Source organism: Mesorhizobium loti (genome assembly GCF_003148495.1).
Lineage (GTDB): Bacteria > Pseudomonadota > Alphaproteobacteria > Rhizobiales > Rhizobiaceae > Mesorhizobium > Mesorhizobium loti.
Genome location: NZ_QGGH01000002.1, coordinates 611486 through 627706, shown reverse-complemented (window position 1 = coordinate 627706; position 16221 = coordinate 611486). Strand labels below are relative to the sequence as shown.

Annotated in this window: 14 protein-coding genes and 1 tRNA gene; 9 read left to right on the top strand and 6 right to left on the bottom strand. The window is 63.4% G+C overall.

The window, feature by feature from the left end; genetic code table 11:
• Positions 1-47 precede the first annotated feature (47 nt).
• Positions 48-278: an AbrB/MazE/SpoVT family DNA-binding domain-containing protein gene (locus C8D77_RS11480; RefSeq protein WP_023760503.1), complete on the top strand. Its 231-nt coding sequence runs from the start codon at positions 48-50 to the stop codon at positions 276-278.
• Positions 275-661 carry a type II toxin-antitoxin system death-on-curing family toxin gene (locus C8D77_RS11475; protein WP_109662479.1) on the top strand — a complete coding sequence of 129 codons (387 nt, stop codon included), beginning with the start codon at positions 275-277 and terminating at the stop codon, positions 659-661. The genes C8D77_RS11480 and C8D77_RS11475 overlap by 4 nt, the downstream gene beginning before the upstream one ends.
• Here C8D77_RS11475 and greA read toward each other — a convergent pair.
• On the bottom strand, positions 658-1131 hold the full coding sequence (greA, locus tag C8D77_RS11470; RefSeq protein WP_109662476.1) for a transcription elongation factor GreA: 474 nt from the start codon (positions 1129-1131) through the stop codon (positions 658-660). The genes C8D77_RS11475 and greA overlap by 4 nt on opposite strands.
• Positions 1132-1250: 119 nt before the next feature.
• Between greA and C8D77_RS11465 the strand changes: the two genes are divergently transcribed.
• Positions 1251-2627, top strand: coding sequence for a TIGR03808 family TAT-translocated repetitive protein (locus C8D77_RS11465; RefSeq protein WP_109662473.1), 1377 nt, complete (start codon positions 1251-1253; stop codon positions 2625-2627).
• Here the strand turns inward: C8D77_RS11465 and C8D77_RS11460 are convergent.
• Both C8D77_RS11460 and C8D77_RS11455 read right to left on the bottom strand, forming a co-directional pair.
• Entirely contained in the window at positions 2620-3624 is a 1005-nt protein-coding gene (locus C8D77_RS11460; RefSeq protein WP_109662471.1) for an asparaginase, read from the bottom strand. The genes C8D77_RS11465 and C8D77_RS11460 overlap by 8 nt on opposite strands.
• Before the next feature lie 28 nt (positions 3625-3652).
• The gene (locus tag C8D77_RS11455; protein ID WP_109663317.1) at positions 3653-4819 is read right to left on the bottom strand and encodes an acetyl-CoA acetyltransferase; all 1167 of its coding nucleotides are present in this window, start codon (positions 4817-4819) and stop codon (positions 3653-3655) included.
• A gap of 199 nt (positions 4820-5018) precedes the next feature.
• Between C8D77_RS11455 and betI the strand changes: the two genes are divergently transcribed.
• Genes betI through betB form a run of 5 tightly spaced genes read left to right on the top strand, consistent with a single transcriptional unit; the run spans position 5019 to position 11298 of the window.
• Complete coding sequence (betI, locus tag C8D77_RS11450) at positions 5019-5609, top strand: choline-binding transcriptional repressor BetI (protein WP_109662468.1); 591 nt, start codon at positions 5019-5021, stop codon at positions 5607-5609.
• The gene (gene betC / locus C8D77_RS11445; RefSeq protein ID WP_109662466.1) at positions 5606-7135 is read left to right on the top strand and encodes a choline-sulfatase; all 1530 of its coding nucleotides are present in this window, start codon (positions 5606-5608) and stop codon (positions 7133-7135) included. Before betI ends, betC begins: the two co-directional genes overlap by 4 nt.
• Positions 7135-8136 (top strand): threonine/serine dehydratase family protein, encoded by a 1002-nt coding sequence (locus tag C8D77_RS11440; protein WP_109663314.1) that lies wholly within the window; start codon positions 7135-7137, stop codon positions 8134-8136. Before betC ends, C8D77_RS11440 begins: the two co-directional genes overlap by 1 nt.
• On the top strand, positions 8129-9781 hold the full coding sequence (betA, locus tag C8D77_RS11435) for a choline dehydrogenase (RefSeq protein WP_109662463.1): 1653 nt from the start codon (positions 8129-8131) through the stop codon (positions 9779-9781). The genes C8D77_RS11440 and betA overlap by 8 nt, the downstream gene beginning before the upstream one ends.
• Positions 9782-9834: 53 nt before the next feature.
• Positions 9835-11298 carry a betaine-aldehyde dehydrogenase gene (gene betB / locus C8D77_RS11430; RefSeq protein ID WP_109662461.1) on the top strand — a complete coding sequence of 488 codons (1464 nt, stop codon included), beginning with the start codon at positions 9835-9837 and terminating at the stop codon, positions 11296-11298.
• Between the two features lie 7 nt (positions 11299-11305).
• On the opposite strand, the gene C8D77_RS11425 is transcribed toward betB, so the two are convergent.
• Together C8D77_RS11425 and C8D77_RS11420 are read right to left on the bottom strand one after the other, a co-directional pair.
• Entirely contained in the window at positions 11306-13546 is a 2241-nt protein-coding gene (locus C8D77_RS11425; RefSeq protein WP_109662459.1) for a mannose-1-phosphate guanylyltransferase/mannose-6-phosphate isomerase, read from the bottom strand.
• A 12-nt stretch (positions 13547-13558) separates the two neighbouring features.
• Complete coding sequence (locus C8D77_RS11420; protein ID WP_109662457.1) at positions 13559-15079, bottom strand: phosphomannomutase/phosphoglucomutase; 1521 nt, start codon at positions 15077-15079, stop codon at positions 13559-13561.
• 201 nt (positions 15080-15280) lie between these two features.
• On the opposite strand from C8D77_RS11420, the gene C8D77_RS11415 reads away from it, so the two are divergent.
• Positions 15281-15357 (top strand) — tRNA-Pro (locus C8D77_RS11415).
• A gap of 172 nt (positions 15358-15529) precedes the next feature.
• On the opposite strand, the gene C8D77_RS37270 is transcribed toward C8D77_RS11415, so the two are convergent.
• Positions 15530-15790: a hypothetical protein gene (locus C8D77_RS37270; protein WP_146211782.1), complete on the bottom strand. Its 261-nt coding sequence runs from the start codon at positions 15788-15790 to the stop codon at positions 15530-15532.
• Positions 15791-16221: the final 431 nt, after the last annotated feature.

Genomic DNA, 16221 nt, shown 5'->3' with positions numbered 1-16221 from the left:
CTTCTCGTTGGTCGAGTTATAATCGACGTTGCAACAGGATATCCGTCATGAACACGACCATACGCAAGATCGGCAATTCCGAGGGCGTGATCCTACCGAAGGAGCTGCTCGACCGTTTGAACATGAAGGCAGGCGACAGCATCGTCATCGTTCAGGAAGGCGAAGAGCTTCGTTTGCGTCGCACCGAAGACAGCGCCGAGGAGTTCGAGCGCAAGATGAAGATCGCACGCGAGCGGATGAAAAAGTACGAGGTTGCCTACCGCGCGCTCGCGAAATGACCGAACATCATTCGCGGGAGTTCGTGGAGTCGCTTCACGCCGAGCAGTTGCGCCTGCACGGCGGGGCGGTAGGTATACGAGATGAGGGCATGCTGGAGTCGGCGCTCTCCCGTCCACAGCAGCGAGAGATCTATGGCGATCCGGATTTGTGCGAACTGGCGGCGGCATATCTGTTCGGCATCGCCAAGAACTACCCCTTCGTTGACGGCAACAAGCGTACTGCCTTTGCCGCGGCCGATCTGTTTCTTTATTTCAACGGACTAAGCGTCGAGGCCGACCAGCAGGACGTGATTCAACTGGTCTTGATGGTTGCCGCTGGCGAGATCGATGAAACTGGAGCCGCAGCCTTCTTCCGCGACCATGTCGTCAAGCTCGAGGATTAGCTCTCGGAGAGCTTGACGATTTCCCATTCCTTGCCGTTGACGCTGGCCAAGTCGCCGACCTTCTTGCCGAACAGGGCCACGGCCATCGGCGAAACATGCGAAATGCTACCCTTGGTCGGATCAGCCTCGTCCTCGCCGACGATTTTCCAGTGCACCTTCCTGCCGTCATCGCCCTCGAGCGTGACGCCCATGCCGAAGCGTACCAGGTCGCTGCCCGGCTCCGGTACGGAGAGCTCGGCGCTTTCGCGTCGGGCGGTCCAATAGCGCAGGTCGCGCGACACCACCGCGATGCGCTCGCGGTCTGCTTTCCGCTCGGCCTTCGCCAGGAGATCGCGCAGATCGGCGAGATTTTCCTCGATCTGCGCCAGACCGTGCTCCGTCACCAGATTGCGGTGCTGGCTGACCGGTCGCTCACCGACACCCGCGATGGCGTTTTCGCTGTCTTCCTCGCGGGTAAAAGCTCTGCTCATTCCGTGAACTTAGGCGCGGAAAGGCTGCTCGACAAGCCATTGTCTCCGGTCTTGAGAGGAGGCAGACCGTCTGGCACGATTCCTGCGACGCCAAGATTGAACGCCAGGACCCTGTGCCGATGTTGAACAGACGAACGCTGCTGACCGGAACCGCCGGCTTTGCCATCATGGGCCTCTCGTTCGGCAAGGCGGCGGCAGCGAGCCTGACCGGCATCGAGAAAGCCTCGATGCGCGGCTCGATCAATGCCACGGAACTCGGTGTGCAGCCCGGCACCTTCGACGATCAGAGCAAGGCCTTCGCCAAATTGCTGCGCGACGCCAACGACCGCGACATGCCCGTGTTCCTGCCGCCCGGCACCTATGTCGTCTCTAACCTCTCGCTGCCCGGCCGCGTGCGTCTTTCCGGCGTGCCGGGCGCAACGCGGATTGTCTATGGTGGCGACGGCCACCTGTTCATGGCCGAACAGGCCGACCATATCGAACTCAGCGGGCTGGTCTTCGACGGCGCAAACCACTCGATGGGCGATTATGCGCAAGGATTGCTCGATCTGCGCCGGGTCGCGCACCTCGTCGTCGACAATTGCCAGATCACCGGCAGCGGCAAGAACGGACTGGCGCTGGAACACGCTTCGGGCCGGGTCGAGCGCTCGGAGATATCGGGGGCTGCCGATGCCGGCATCTATTCGGTCGAGGCCAGCAGGCTGGCCATCACAGGCAACACCGTCTCCGACTGCGCCAATGGCGGCATCCTCGTGCACCGCTGGCAGGCGGCGGAAGACGGCACCATGGTCACCGGTAACCGCGTCGAACGGATCCAGGCGCGCAGCGGCGGAACGGGACAGAACGGCAATGGCATTAACGCCTTTCGCGCCGGCAATGTCGTCATTTCGGGCAACATCGTCTCGGACTGCGCCTTCTCGGCGATCCGTGCCAACAGCGCCAGCAATCTGCAAATATCGGGCAACACCTGCTCGCGTTCGGGTGAAACGGCGGTCTATTCGGAATTCTCGTTCGAAGGCGCCATCATCAGCAACAACATTGTCGACGGCGCCGCCAACGGCGTCTCGATCGTCAATTTCAACGAAGGCGGCCGCATGGGCGTCTGCTCGGGCAACATCGTGCGCAATCTCTCGACCAGCGGCCCCTACCCTGCCGACTCGCCAGGATTTGGCGTCGGCATCGGCGTCGAAGCCGACACGACCGTTTCCAACAATGTCATCGAGAACGCACCGCTCTACGGCATGCAGATCGGCTGGGGGCCGTATCTGCGCAATGTCGTGGCCACCGGCAACATCATCCGCAAGGCTGGAACCGGCATCGTCGTGTCCGTCGTCGAGGGCGCCGGCACGGCCGTCATATCCGACAACGTCATCGACGGCGCCCTGAACGGCGCTATTGTCGGCCAGCGCTGGGCCGAGCCGGCGACAGGCGATCTCGCCTCGTCAAACGATACCGGCTATGCGCATCTGACCGTCGAGCACAATCACGTCAGTTGAGGGCCGCGGTGGGCCTGAGCCCCCCGACCTTGGCACCGTTCCGGTTTTCGATGGGCGCGCTTGCCAGTTCGCTCAGCTTTGACGCCAGGGCCTCGTCGGCGCGCAACAATTTGGCAAGAACGGCGGCAACCATGGCTCCGCCGGCGCGGCCGGCGCCATCATCGCATTTCAGCGCGATGCCGAGGCCAAGTTCCGGAATCGCGGCACAATGGACGCCTTCTGCGCCGCCTTTCGTGAAAATCCGCCCTGGTGCGGCCTCCATCAGCGCGACGTCTTCGCGGCCGGTGCCGGCAACGAAGAAGGGCTCGGCCATGCAGGCGGCCAGCAGCCGCTTTGCGGCCTTGGCTCTCTCGGGGCCAAAACCATTTGTCGTGGCCATGCGGGCAAAGCCGAGCGCGAAGCTCCTGAGCGGCACCGCATAGGTCGGGATCGAGCAGCCATCGGTGGCCCGCTCGTCTGCGCCATGGACAGCGCCCGTCACCGCCTGCATGGCGTCGCGCACCATCTCCTGCAGGCCGTGCTCCGGCTTGACATAGCCGCGGTGCGCAATGCCGGCGTGGACGCAGGTGCAGAGGAAGCCGGAATGCTTTCCGGAGCAATTGTTGTGCAATGCATTCGGCGAACCGCCGGCGCGGGCGAGCGCAATCTCGGCGTCATGATTGGACGGCCAATGCGTACCGCATTCGAGTGCTGATCCCTCCAGCCCGGCCTTGGCCAGCATGGACCGCGCCAGTTCGACATGTGCCGGCTCGCCCGAGTGGGACGCACAGGCAAGCGCCAGTTCGCGGTTGCCGAAACCATAGGCATCCGCCGCCCCGCTTTCGACCAGCGGCAATGCCTGGATCGCCTTGACCGCCGAGCGCGGGAACACCGGCTTGGCGGTATCGCCGATCTCCCAGACCGGCTGGCCATCGGCATCGAAGACCGCGACCGCACCACGATGCGCACTCTCGACGATCGCGCCGCGCAAGACTTCGATCAGAACCGGATTTGTCATGGCTACCCCGTAAAAATACGGGCTGCTTCTACCTGATCCGGTCCAATATGGAAACGTAGTTGGCGACCGCCGCACCGCCCATATTGAAGATGCCGCCAAGCTTTGCGCCTGGCACCTGGATGCCGCCGGCCTCGCCGACAAGCTGCATGGCGGTCAGTACATGCATCGACACACCCGTGGCACCGATCGGATGGCCCTTGGCCTTCAGCCCGCCGGACGGATTGACCGGCAGGCGGCCATCCTTGGCCGTTGTACCGTCCAGCGCCAGCCTGGCGCCCTCGCCCGGCTTGGCCAGGCCCATCGCCTCATATTCGATCAGTTCGGCAATGGTGAAGCAGTCATGCGTTTCGACGAAGGAGAGATCGTCGAGCGTCACGCCGGCCGATTTCAGCGCCCGGGTCCAGGCCTGCTCGCAGCCTTCGAAGGTCAGGATGTCGCGCTTCGACATCGGCAGGAAATCCTGCACATGCTCATTGGCGCGGAAGGCAACGGCACGCCGCATCCTCAGCGCCGTCGCGGTGTCGGCGAGGATAAGGGCAGCGGCACCGTCGGAGACCAGCGAGCAATCGGTGCGCTTCAGGGGACCGGCAACGAACGGGTTCTTCTCGCTCTCCTGGCGGCAGAACTCGTAGCCGAAATCCTTGCGCATCTGCGCATAGGGGTTGTCGACGCCATTCTTGTGGTTCTTGGCGGCGATCATGGCGAGCGCGTCCGACTGGTCGCCATAGCGCTGGAAATAGGCCTGCGCGATCTTGCCGAAGACGCCGGCGAAACCCGCAGGCGTGTCGCCATCCTCGGGCAGATAGGACGCCTTGAGCAGGTTCTTGCCGATCTCTGGCCCCGGCGTCGTCGTCATCTGCTCGGCGCCGACCACCAGCACGATGCGGGCGGCATTGGCGTCGATGGCGCGGATGCCTTGCCGGACCGCCGCCGATCCCGTGGCACAAGCGTTCTCGACGCGCGTCGCCGGCTTGAAGCGCAGCCGGTCGTCGGCCTGAAGCACCAGGCTGGCGGTGAAATCCTGCGCCGAAAAGCCGGCGTTGAAGTGGCCGAGCACGATCTCGTCGACCTCGTCGGGACCGATGCCGGCATGGTCCAGCGCGTCCGTTGCCACCTTGACGATCAGGTTTTCGAGCGTTTCGCCCTCGAGCTTGCCGAAGCGCGAATGCGCCCAGCCAACGATACATGCGGTCATGGCGGTCTCCATCCTTGGCGCCAGCCTAGCATGTGGGCTCACGGCGCACGTCGCATTTATTGTTCAAATGTAAACAATCCTGTCCGCTTCGTGAAGGGCTGGAACCAGACAATCGCTTGGTACAGACGAAGCCAGTGCCAATTTTTTTGTTGATTGACCCGTCAATAAAAAATAATCCTGCCTCAAAGGACGTAGTGAGATGCCGAAAGTCGGAATGGAGCCATTGCGCCGCAAGGCGCTCATCGACGCGGCGATCTCGGCGATCGGCGAGCGCGGTTCGCTCAACGTGACCATGTCCGAGATCGCCGGACGTGCCGGCGTGTCGTCAGCCCTTGCCCATCACTATTTCGGCGCCAAGGACGAGCTTCTGCTGGCAACGATGCGGCACATCCTGGCCGAACTGACCACCGACATGCGACGCGCCCTTCAATCCGCTGCCACCCCGCGCGAACGTGTTTCGGCCGTGGTTGCCGTCAACTTCTCCGACATCCAGTTCCAGCCGGAAACCATCGCCGCCTGGCTCGCCTTCTATGTCGAGGCACAGAAGTCCCCGGCCTTGCGCCGGCTGCTCAGGGTCTATGCACGGCGACTGCATTCGAACCTGATGAGCGGGCTGACCGGCATCCTCCCCAGAGCCGAAGCCGACCGCGCCGCCGAAGCGACCGCGGCGATGATCGACGGGCTCTACATCAGGCGGGCGCTGAAGGACGGCGTGCCTGATGCCGCGACCGCGATCGCGCTGGTCGAGGACTATCTCGAAACCAAACTCGGCGAGCGGCGCAAACAGTGACAACGAAGCGACCCAATTTCTTGATCGTCATGGTCGATCAGCTCAACGGGACCCTGTTTCCGGATGGGCCGGCAGAATTTCTGCACGTACCGCATCTGAAGGCGTTGGCCGCGCGTTCGGCGCGCTTTGCCAACAACTACACGGCGTCGCCACTCTGCGCGCCGGGCCGTGCCTCGTTCATGAGCGGGCAATTGCCGTCGCGCACCGGCGTCTACGACAATGCCGCCGAATTCGCCTCATCGATCCCGACCTTCGCCCATCATCTGCGCGCCGCCGGCTACTACACCTGCCTGTCGGGCAAGATGCATTTCGTCGGGCCGGATCAGTTGCACGGTTTCGAGGAGCGGCTGACCACTGACATCTACCCGGCCGATTTCGGCTGGACGCCGGACTACCGCAAGCCGGGCGAGCGTATCGACTGGTGGTATCACAATCTGGGCTCGGTGACCGGCGCCGGCATCGCCGAGATCACCAACCAGATGGAGTATGACGACGAGGTCGTGTTCCTGGCCACGCAGAAGCTCTATCAGCTTTCGCGCGAACAGGACGATGCGAACCATCGGCCCTGGTGCCTGACCGTCTCGCTGTCGCACCCGCACGATCCCTATGTCGCGCGCAAGCAGTATTGGGATCTCTACGAGCATTGCCAGGCGCTGGACCCGGAAACCGGGTTCAGCGCGCGTGACGAGCAGGATGCGCATTCCCGGCGGCTTTACCACGCCAGCGACTATCCCTCTTTCGAGATCACGCCAGAGCAGGTGCGTCGTTCGCGGCGCGGCTATTTCGCCAACATCTCCTATGTCGACGACAAACTCGGCGAGCTTCTGGACGTTCTCGAGCGCACCCGCATGGCCGACGACACAATCATCCTGTTCTGCTCGGACCATGGCGACATGCTCGGCGAGCGCGGCCTGTGGTTCAAGATGAGCTTCTTCGAGGGTTCGGCGCGGGTGCCGCTGATGATTGCCGGCAAAGGCGTTCGCGCCGGGCTGATCGAGACGCCGGTCTCCAATCTCGATGTGGCGCCGACGCTTTGCGACCTCGCCGGCATCGACATCGCCGCGATCGCGCCGTGGACCGACGGCCAGTCGCTGCTGCCGCTCACCGAGGGCATCGAGCGCACGGCGCCGGTGCTGATGGAGTATGCCGCCGAAGGCTCCAACGCGCCTTTGGTGGCGATCCGCGACGGCAGATACAAATTCGTCCATTGCGAGCTCGATCCGCCGCAACTGTTCGATCTCGAAGCCGATCCGCTCGAGCGGGACAATCTGGCCGACGATCCCGCCAATGCGGGCCTGGTGGCGGCATTCATGGACAAGGTCCAGGCGCGCTGGGACATGGCCGGCTTCGACGCCGCCGTGCGCGAAAGCCAGGCGCGCCGCTGGGTCGTCTATCCGGCGCTGCGCAACGGCGCCTACTACCCCTGGGATTTCCAGCCCCTGCAAAAAGCGTCCGAGCGTTACATGCGCAATCACATGAACCTCGACAATCTCGAAGAGAGCAAAAGGTATCCGCGAGGCGAATGATGTCAGACCTTCTCGTCCCCTCCCTCGACCATCTCAAGCAGGCCTATGCCGTCACATCCAGGGCGACGCAGATCACGCCGCTGCTGGAATCGACAGCACTGGCCAGGGAGACGGGGGCGACCCGCGTCTTCATCAAGCCGGAATCGCTGCAATGGGCCGGCTCGTTCAAGGTGCGCGGCGCCTATTGGCGGCTGAAGCAGCTTTCGCCCGACGAGGCGAAGAAAGGCGTCGTCGCCTATTCCTCCGGCAATTTCGCGCAAGGGCTGGCGGCCGCCGGCCAGGCGCTCGGCATTCCCGTCACCATCGTCATGCCGATCGATGCACCGGCCGCCAAGCGCGACGCAACGGCGGGTTATGGCGCCCGCGTCGTGCTGACCGACCATGGCGAGCGGGCGCGTGAAGAAGTCGCCGCCGCCAAGGCACGCGAGATCGCCGAGACAGAGGGGCTGGCGCTGCTGCATCCTTTCGACGATCCGGAGATCGTCGCCGGCCAGGCCGGCGCCGGCCTCGAAGCGCTCGACCAGCTTGAGGCCAAGGGTGCCAGCGCCGACCTCTTGTTCTGCTCGGTCGGTGGCGGTGGGCTGATCGGTGGCGTCTCGCTCGCCTTCCACTATCTGTCGCCCGCGACAGAGATCATCGGCGTCGAGCCGGAAGGTTTCAACGGTATGGGCTCGTCGCTGGCGCATGGCGCTATCGAGACGATGCCGATCGGGCCGAAGTCGATCTGCGACGGGCTGATGTCGCGCCGGCCGGGCGACGCGCCGTTTGCCGCGGTCAAGACCGCCGGCGTTCGCGGCATCACCGTCGATGATCAATCGGTGCGCAGCGCCATGCGGATCGCCTTCGAGCGCATGAAGCTGGTGCTCGAACCATCGGGGGCGGCGTCGCTGGCAGCACTCCTCGGCGGCAAGGTGGATGTGAAGGGCAAGACCGTCCTTGTTGTGGCTACCGGCGGCAATGTCTCGCTCGCCGATTTCATGGCGCATATGAACCATGCTTGAAGCGGATTTCGTCATCATCGGCTCCGGCTCGGCCGGCTCGGCCATGGCCTATCGGCTGTCTGAGGACGGCAAGCATTCGGTCATCGTCATCGAATTCGGCGGCAGCGATATCGGGCCGCTGATCCAGATGCCGTCGGCGCTGTCGATCCCGCTCAACATGAGCCTTTACGACTGGGGCTTTGCCAGCGAGCCGGAACCGCATCTCGGCGGGCGCGTGCTGGCGACGCCGCGCGGCAAGGTCATCGGCGGCTCGTCCTCGATCAACGGCATGGTCTATGTGCGCGGCCACGCCCGCGACTTCGACCATTGGGCCGAAGAGGGTGCGGCTGGTTGGGGCTTCGCCGACGTGCTCCCCTATTTCAAGCGCATGGAAGACTCCGACGGTGGCGAGGATGGCTGGCGGGGCAAAAGTGGTCCGTTGCATGTACAACGCGGCTCGCGGCGCAATCCGCTCTACGGCGCCTTTGTCGAGGCCGGCAGGCAGGCCGGGTTCGAACTGACCGACGACTACAACGGTTCCAAGCAGGAAGGATTTGGGCCGATGGAGCAGACCATAAGCGGCGGCCGCCGCTGGTCGGCGGCATCAGCCTATCTGAAGCCGGCGCTGAAGCGCAAAAACGTGAGTCTGGTCAAGGGCTTTGCGCGGCGGGTGATCATCGAGAATCAACGCGCCGTCGGCGTCGAGATCGAAGCTCACAAACAGATTCAGGTCGTTAAGGCGCGACGTGAGGTGATCGTCGCCGCATCGTCGATCAATTCACCCAAGATCCTGATGCTGTCCGGCATCGGCCCGGCCGAGCATTTGCGCGAAAACGGCATTACGGTGGTGGCCGACCGACCCGGCGTCGGGCGCAATTTGCAGGACCATATGGAGCTCTACATCCAGCAGGAATCACTACTGCCGATCACGCTCAATTCAGTGCTGAACCCGTTCTCGAAAGCACTCATCGGCGCGCAGTGGCTGTTCTTCAAGACCGGCCTCGGCGCCACCAACCATTTCGAAGCGGCGGCCTTCGTGCGCTCACGTGCAGGTGTCGACTACCCCGACATCCAGTACCATTTCATCCCCGCCGCAGTCCGCTATGACGGCAAGGCGGCGGCCAAGTCGCATGGCTTCCAGGCGCATGTCGGGCCGATGCGATCGAAGTCACGCGGCTCGGTGACGCTGCGCTCGCCGGACCCGAAATCGCAGCCGGTGATCCGCTTCAACTACATGTCGCATCCAGACGACTGGACGGAGTTCCGCCACTGCATCCGGCTGACGCGCGAGATCTTCGGCCAGTCGGCGTTCGATCCCTATCGGGGCAAGGAAATCTCGCCGGGCAGCCAGGTGCAGTCGGACGACGACCTCGATATCTTCATTCGCGACCACGCCGAGAGCGCTTACCATCCTTGCGGCACCTGCAAGATGGGCCGCGCCGACGACATGATGAGCGTCGTCGATCCGGAATGCCGGGTCATCGGCGTCGAAGGCTTGCGGGTAGCGGATTCCTCGATCTTCCCGCGCGTCACCAACGGCAATCTCAACGCGCCATCGATCATGACCGGCGAGAAGGCATCCGACCATATCCTTGGCCGCACGCCGCTGGCGCCGTCCAACCAGGAACCATGGATCAATCCGCGCTGGCAGGCGTCGGACAGATAGAGCATGATCCGGCGAACGTTCCGCCAAAAGCGAAGACGATTTGGAGACCTCCCATGCGCGCCCAGCCCACGGCATCGCACTATGTCAATGGACGCTACATCGAGGACGACGGCGGCGCGCCGCTGCCTGTCATCTATCCGGCAACCGGTGAGACCATCGCCATGTTGCGCTCGGCGACGCCGAACGTACTGGAACTCGCCGTCGAGGCAGCACGCGCTGCGCAGCCCGCCTGGGCGCGGCTGAAGCCGGTAGAGCGTGGGCGCATCCTGCGCCGCGCCGCCGACATATTGCGCGCCCGCAATGCCGACCTCGCCCGCATCGAGACGCTGGACACCGGCAAGGCGATCCAGGAAACGCTGGTGGCGGACGCCCCGTCGGCGGCGGATTGCCTTGAATATTTCGGCGGTGCGGTTGCCGCCTACAATGGCGAGTCGGTCGATCTCGGCGGGCCCTTCGCCTACACAAGGCGCGAAGCGCTCGGCGTCTGTGTCGGCATCGGTGCCTGGAACTATCCGATCCAGATCGCCGGCTGGAAATCAGCACCCGCGCTCGCCATGGGCAACGCCATGGTGTTCAAGCCGTCGGAAAACACACCGCTGTCAGCACTGGCGCTGGCCGAGATCTACAGCGAGGCCGGCCTGCCCGATGGGCTGTTCAATGTGGTGCAGGGCTATGGCGATGTCGGCGCCGGGCTTGTCGGCCACGATGTCGTCGCCAAGGTCTCGATGACTGGCTCCGTCCCGACCGGCCGCAAGGTGCTGTCGCTCGCCGGCTCGAAAATGAAGCACGCGACGATGGAGCTCGGTGGCAAGTCGCCGCTGATCGTCTTCGACGATGCCGACATCGAGAACGCCATCGGCGGCGCCATGCTCGGCAATTTCTATTCGACCGGCCAGATCTGCTCTAACGGCACGCGCGTCTTCGTGCAGAGCGGCATCCACGACCGCTTTGTCGACCGTCTGATAGCGCGGACCAAAAAAATCCGCATCGGCGATCCGCTCGATCCCGAAACCCAGATGGGCCCGCTGGTCTCCAAGGCGCAGCACGACAAGGTGGTCGGCTATATCGACATCGGCAAGCAAGATGGCGCCGTCCTCGCCTGTGGCGGCAATGTGCCTACGTTGCAGGGTTTTCAGGGCGGGTTCTTCGTCGAGCCGACGGTGTTCACCGGCGTCACCGATGGCATGCGCATCGCCCGTGAAGAAATTTTCGGGCCAGTGATGAGCGTGTTGAAATTCGACGGCGAGGACGAGGTGATCGACCGCGCCAACGACACCGAATTCGGTCTCGCCGCCGGCGTCTTCACGCGCGACCTGCCGCGCGCCCACCGCGTCATCGCCGAGCTGCAGGCCGGTACCTGCTGGATCAACGCCTACAATCTGACGCCGGTGGAGATCCCGTTCGGCGGCTTCAAGCAGTCAGGCATCGGTCGTGAGAATTCTCTGGCGGCGCTGGCGCTCTATTCACAGCTGAAGTCGATCTATGTCGAGACGGGCGACGTGGCGAGCCCTTACTGAGCCGATCCTACGCGGCTTTGTCTGATGTGCTGTCCAGATATTGCGTCAGCGCACAGACCAGATGATAAAAGATGCTGGCCGGCACATCCGTCGCCAGCGAGCGGCCGCGCTCGTCGATGCGGTCGATCCACAGGCCGAGCGGCGCCGGGTCGATGTGCCAGCGGAACAGCCTGCCGACGCGTGCCTCGATCTCCGGCTTGAGGTCAGGGCCACCCGAACCGTCCAGCGCGATCGCCGCCTTCACCGCTTCGGCCTGCGGCCAGCTGCGTGATATCAGGTCGAGCGGCAGGCCCTGCCGCGAGACGGCGCCATAAGCAAGGCCGGTGGCGCGGTTGAGGCCATTGGCGATGGCCGAGGCATAGAGTTTCCTGGCAAAGCCGCTCAACTCGGCCTGGCCGCTGCGCCCGGCGAAATCGACCAGCAATGAGGCCCATTCGAAATGGTGGCCGGGCTCGGTCCATGAGCCTTTCTCGCCGGCGGAGGGTTTCCATTCGGCGTCGAAATACTCGCCAAGTGTCCAGCTTTCCGGATCGAAGAAATGACTGCGGAAGAGGTCGATGATGCGCGCCGCGCGGCGCAGATGGGCGCGCTCGCCTGTGGCCTGATGCCAGGCCATGAAAGCTTCGAGCAGGTGCATGTGCGGGTTGGAGCGGCGCTCGCCTTTGCCGTCCGATGTTTCGAGGAAGCCGGTCATGCGGCTGTCTTCGAGATGCGCATCAAGAAAGGCGAGGGTTTCCTCGCCGAGCCGCAAGGCGTCGGGATTGCCCGACATATGCGCATGCGCCAGTGCCAGGAGTACGCAGGAATGATCGTAGGCATCCTCGGTGGCGTCGGCGACGGAACCGTCGACATTCAGCGTGCGAACCCAGCCACCCCTGTCGGTGCGGCCCTTCCCGGCCATGAAGGCGATGCCGTGGCTGATCAACCGGTCGGCCGGACCGTCCCAGCCGCGCGCCCGGGCGACGGCGAAGGCATAGACCTGCCTTGCCATGGTGCGCATGCGCTTGGGCTTCATCAGCGGTGAGGCGTCCAGGCCGAGCGCCTCATGAAAACCACCATGGCGTTCGTCGACGCCTGATGTCGACCACAGCGGCAAGGTCTCCTGAAACAGCCAGTGGTGCACGCGCCGGCGCCAGGCGCCGCTTTCGATGACGCGGTCTTGCGCCGGCGTGAACCTGGTTTCCAGCCGGCCCGATTTTTCGAGTTGCTCGACGATCTTCTTGACGTGCTGGCTGTGGCTGACCGGGGCGACGAAGGTGGCGTCCGATGTCGAGACGATGGCGACGTCCTTCATGCCGATCGCCGACAGCAGGCGGCCGTCACTGCGGATGTAGGAATTTTCGCAATCGATGGCGACGACATCGCCAATGATGACATTGCCCTGGTTGTCGGCGGGGCCGACATCGAGCAGTGACTGCCACGAGCCGAGATCGTTCCAGCGGAAGCCTGCCGGCACCATGGCGATGTCTCTTGCCCGCTCCATGATGGCGTAGTCGATCGAGTTCGACGGGATGGCGGCGTAGAGTTCAAGCGGCATGTAGAGGCCGGACAGGTCCGATGTCGCTGCCTTGTAGGCTGCTTCGGTGGCCTGCCAGATATCAGGCTGGAACGCCATAAAGGCGTCACGCATGGCGCCGGCGCGAAACAGGAAGATGCCGGTGTTCCAGTAGAAAGTTCCGGCCTTGAGATAAGTTTGCGCGGTCGCAAGATCCGGCTTTTCGACGAAGCGCGACACGTCGAAGGTGCCGCCGCTTTCGGTCGCGACCTCGATATAGCCGTAGCCGGTCTCGGGCTGTGTCGGCTTGATGCCGAACACCACCAGCCTGCCCTCGCGTGCTGCCTCGGTGCCGGCTTCTACGCTCTGCCAGAATTGGCGCGGGGTCGATATCTCATGGTCCGACGGCACCACCAGCACCAGGCTGTCGCCGAACTCGGACAGTGTGCGCAGCGTCGCCAGCGCGACGGCGGCGGCTGTGTTGCGCCCCGTCGGCTCGAACAGCGGACCGCCGCCCGCGAGGTCAAGACCAGCAAGATCGGCGTGGACACGATCGGCATGGCGCTCCGCGGCGATCAGGAAGATCGGCGTTTCGCCTTCCGGTCGGGCCGTCAGCCGGCGCAAGGTCTTAGCCAGCATCGAGCCGTTGCCTGACAGATCGTGGAACTGCTTGGGATTGTCCTCGCGCGACAGCGGCCACAACCGCGAGCCGACGCCACCGCTCATGACAAAACTGACAATCCGCTCGGTCATTCGATTACCATTTCAAAACGTCTGATTGTAGGCACCGACTTCGGGGCTGCGGCGCAGCACGGCGTCGACGGCGTCGAACATCTGCCGGCGACGCTGCGACGATACCGGGCTTTCGACGACCACCACGAGCTCCGGCTTGTTCGACGAGGCGCGCACCAGCCCCCAGGTGCCGTCCTCGGCGACGACACGCACGCCGTTGACGGTGATGAGATCTGCAATCTTCTGGCCGGCGAAAACCCTTCCATCCCGCTTCATGGCCTGAAAGTCGGCAACCACCCGCTCGACCACGCCATACTTCACATCGTCCGCGCAGTGCGGCGACATGGTTGGCGTGCCGAAGGTCAGCGGCAGCGCGCGGTAGAGATCGGCCATCGAACTGCCGGGGCTGCGATCCAGCATCTGGCAGATGGCGATGGCAGTGACCAGACCGTCGTCGTAACCGCGGCCGATCGGCGGGTTGAAGAAGAAATGGCCCGACTTTTCGAAACCGGCGACCGCGCCAAGCTCGGCGACGCGGCGCTTGATGTAGGAGTGGCCGGTCTTCCAGTAATCGGTGACGGCGCCGTTGGCACGCAGCACGCTATCTGTGTTGAACAGGCCGGTCGACTTGACGTCGACGACGAAGGTCGAGCCCGGATGCTGGCTCGAAATATCCCGCGCCAGCATCACACCGACCTTATCGGCAAAAATCTCGTTGCCTTCATTGTCGACAACACCGCAGCGATCACCATCGCCGTCGAAGCCAAGGCCGACATCGGCACCGGTCTCCAGCACCTTGTCCCTGATGGCATGCAGCATCCGCATGTCCTCAGGATTGGGATTGTAGCGCGGGAAGGTATGATCGAGTTCGACATCGAGCGGGATGACCTCGCAGCCGATGCGCTGCAGCGCTTGCGGGGCAAAGGCGCCGGCGGTGCCGTTGCCGCAAGCGGCGACCACTTTCAGCTTTCGCGTGATGCGCTTGTCGCGGGTCAGATCGTCGAGATAGGTCGCGCGAAAATCATGGACGAAATCATAGGAGCCGCCGCCGACAAGGTCGAAATCGCCGCCCAGCACGATCGCCTTCAGCGCGCTCATCTCTTCGGGACCAAAAGTCAGCGGCCGCGCCGCGCCCATCTTGACGCCTGTCCAGCCATTCTCGTTGTGCGAAGCGGTGACCATGGCGACCGAGGGCGTATCCAAGGCAAACTGAGCGAAATAGGCCATCGGCGACAACGCCAGGCCGATATCCCTCACGCGAGCGCCCGCCGCCATCAGTCCGGACACCAGCGCCAGCTTGATCGACAGCGAATAGGCGCGAAAATCATGTCCGGTGACGATATCCGGACCGGCGCCGAGACGGCGAATCAGCGTGCCAAGCCCCATGCCGAGCGCCTGGACGCCGATCAGGTTGAGCTCCGGCAGTTGCGCGGAGCCGGGACGGCCGAACCACCAGCGCGCGTCATATTCGCGAAAGCCGGACGCCTTGATCAGCGCTTCGGTTTCGAATTCGAAACTGTTGGGCCGGGCGTCGCCAACGATTTTTGGGGGCAAGACAGCAGAACTCCAGGCGGCAGAAAATACGATCTATCGAGAGCTGAGGCTTAGCACACAAGGCTTTAAGCCACGTTTATCCCGGACCGAAATCCGGGCCTTGCGGAAATGCCCTGAGAAAGCGGACGAAATGCGACAGAAGCGCTGCCATTGCCGCTTGCAGGAACGAGATGTGGCGGCTATAAGCCCGCGGTCTGGTCACGGAGTGTAGCGCAGCCTGGTAGCGCACCTCGTTCGGGACGAGGGGGTCGCAGGTTCAAATCCTGCCACTCCGACCAGAAAAAACAAAGTGTTAGCGCATCCCGACTTTGGCGCTCAACCTGATATCCCGCCTGAAAACAAGCGAGATGGCTTGCTCCTTGGGGAGACAGGCTGGGAGTCTTGTCTTTCGTTGTCAGCACGTCGCGCCAGTGAGCTTCTCGAAGTCGCCGACGACTACAGGTTTGCCGGTCATTGCGAGTGAATTTTCATGAGCCGCGCGGCATTCAACAATGCCGCGCCGTCTGTCTCGATCCTGTCGACAAGTTCGCAAGCCTGATCCGCGGTGATGCCTGTTTCATTGGACAGGAACCAGATGCGAAAGCTCTTTTCCTCGGATGGCACAGAGGCAATGCCATCCCTGCCATCGTGTCGATCTTCGGCCGGCCGCTTGCGGCGCTTTCGCAGTGTCCGCTTCGGCTGATCACATTCAGATAGAGGGTCGATGGACATCGCTCACGTCGCGCTTAACGAAGGCCGAAAAAGCTCAATATCGCTAGGACGATGACCACCGCTCCGACGAGCCAAATGATGTTGTTCATAATCTCTCTCCTGTTGCCTCGGGGATGCCCGCGCCTCTGGCGGAGAACGCGGGCCGACCAGCCTTTGCCGACTGATCTGCAGCAGACGACAAACCGTGCCGGCTGTGAGAAATAGAACCATTAGGCTCGCCTAATGTTCCATCGTTTGGCCAGGTCGAGCGAAGGTCCGGTGAATTGCAGCAACAGAATGCCGGTCAGGCTCGGAGGCATCATGCGCAAATTGGTTCTCACAACAGCCGTTGCGCTGGCCTGCCTCCCGCGCGCCCTCCCAGGCGGGCGACGAGCGGTCAAGCGAAATAGTGGCGGCGGCTGCGCAGTTCTCCGGAAAGACCAACTGTCGCG

What these genes read in the sequence shown, in the direction of transcription:
- betB (WP_109662461.1), top strand. Translation starts at nt 9,835, where the DNA reads ATGCGCGCCCAGCCCACGGCATCGCACTATGTCAATGGACGCTACATC.
- C8D77_RS11480 (WP_023760503.1), top strand. Translation starts at nt 48, where the DNA reads ATGAACACGACCATACGCAAGATCGGCAATTCCGAGGGCGTGATCCTA.
- betA (WP_109662463.1), top strand. Translation starts at nt 8,129, where the DNA reads ATGCTTGAAGCGGATTTCGTCATCATCGGCTCCGGCTCGGCCGGCTCG.
- C8D77_RS11460 (WP_109662471.1), bottom strand. Translation starts at nt 3,624, where the DNA reads ATGACAAATCCGGTTCTGATCGAAGTCTTGCGCGGCGCGATCGTCGAG.
- C8D77_RS11425 (WP_109662459.1), bottom strand. Translation starts at nt 13,546, where the DNA reads ATGACCGAGCGGATTGTCAGTTTTGTCATGAGCGGTGGCGTCGGCTCG.
- C8D77_RS11440 (WP_109663314.1), top strand. Translation starts at nt 7,135, where the DNA reads ATGTCAGACCTTCTCGTCCCCTCCCTCGACCATCTCAAGCAGGCCTAT.
- greA (WP_109662476.1), bottom strand. Translation starts at nt 1,131, where the DNA reads ATGAGCAGAGCTTTTACCCGCGAGGAAGACAGCGAAAACGCCATCGCG.
- C8D77_RS11475 (WP_109662479.1), top strand. Translation starts at nt 275, where the DNA reads ATGACCGAACATCATTCGCGGGAGTTCGTGGAGTCGCTTCACGCCGAG.
- C8D77_RS37270 (WP_146211782.1), bottom strand. Translation starts at nt 15,790, where the DNA reads ATGTCCATCGACCCTCTATCTGAATGTGATCAGCCGAAGCGGACACTG.
- C8D77_RS11455 (WP_109663317.1), bottom strand. Translation starts at nt 4,819, where the DNA reads ATGACCGCATGTATCGTTGGCTGGGCGCATTCGCGCTTCGGCAAGCTC.
- C8D77_RS11465 (WP_109662473.1), top strand. Translation starts at nt 1,251, where the DNA reads ATGTTGAACAGACGAACGCTGCTGACCGGAACCGCCGGCTTTGCCATC.
- betI (WP_109662468.1), top strand. Translation starts at nt 5,019, where the DNA reads ATGCCGAAAGTCGGAATGGAGCCATTGCGCCGCAAGGCGCTCATCGAC.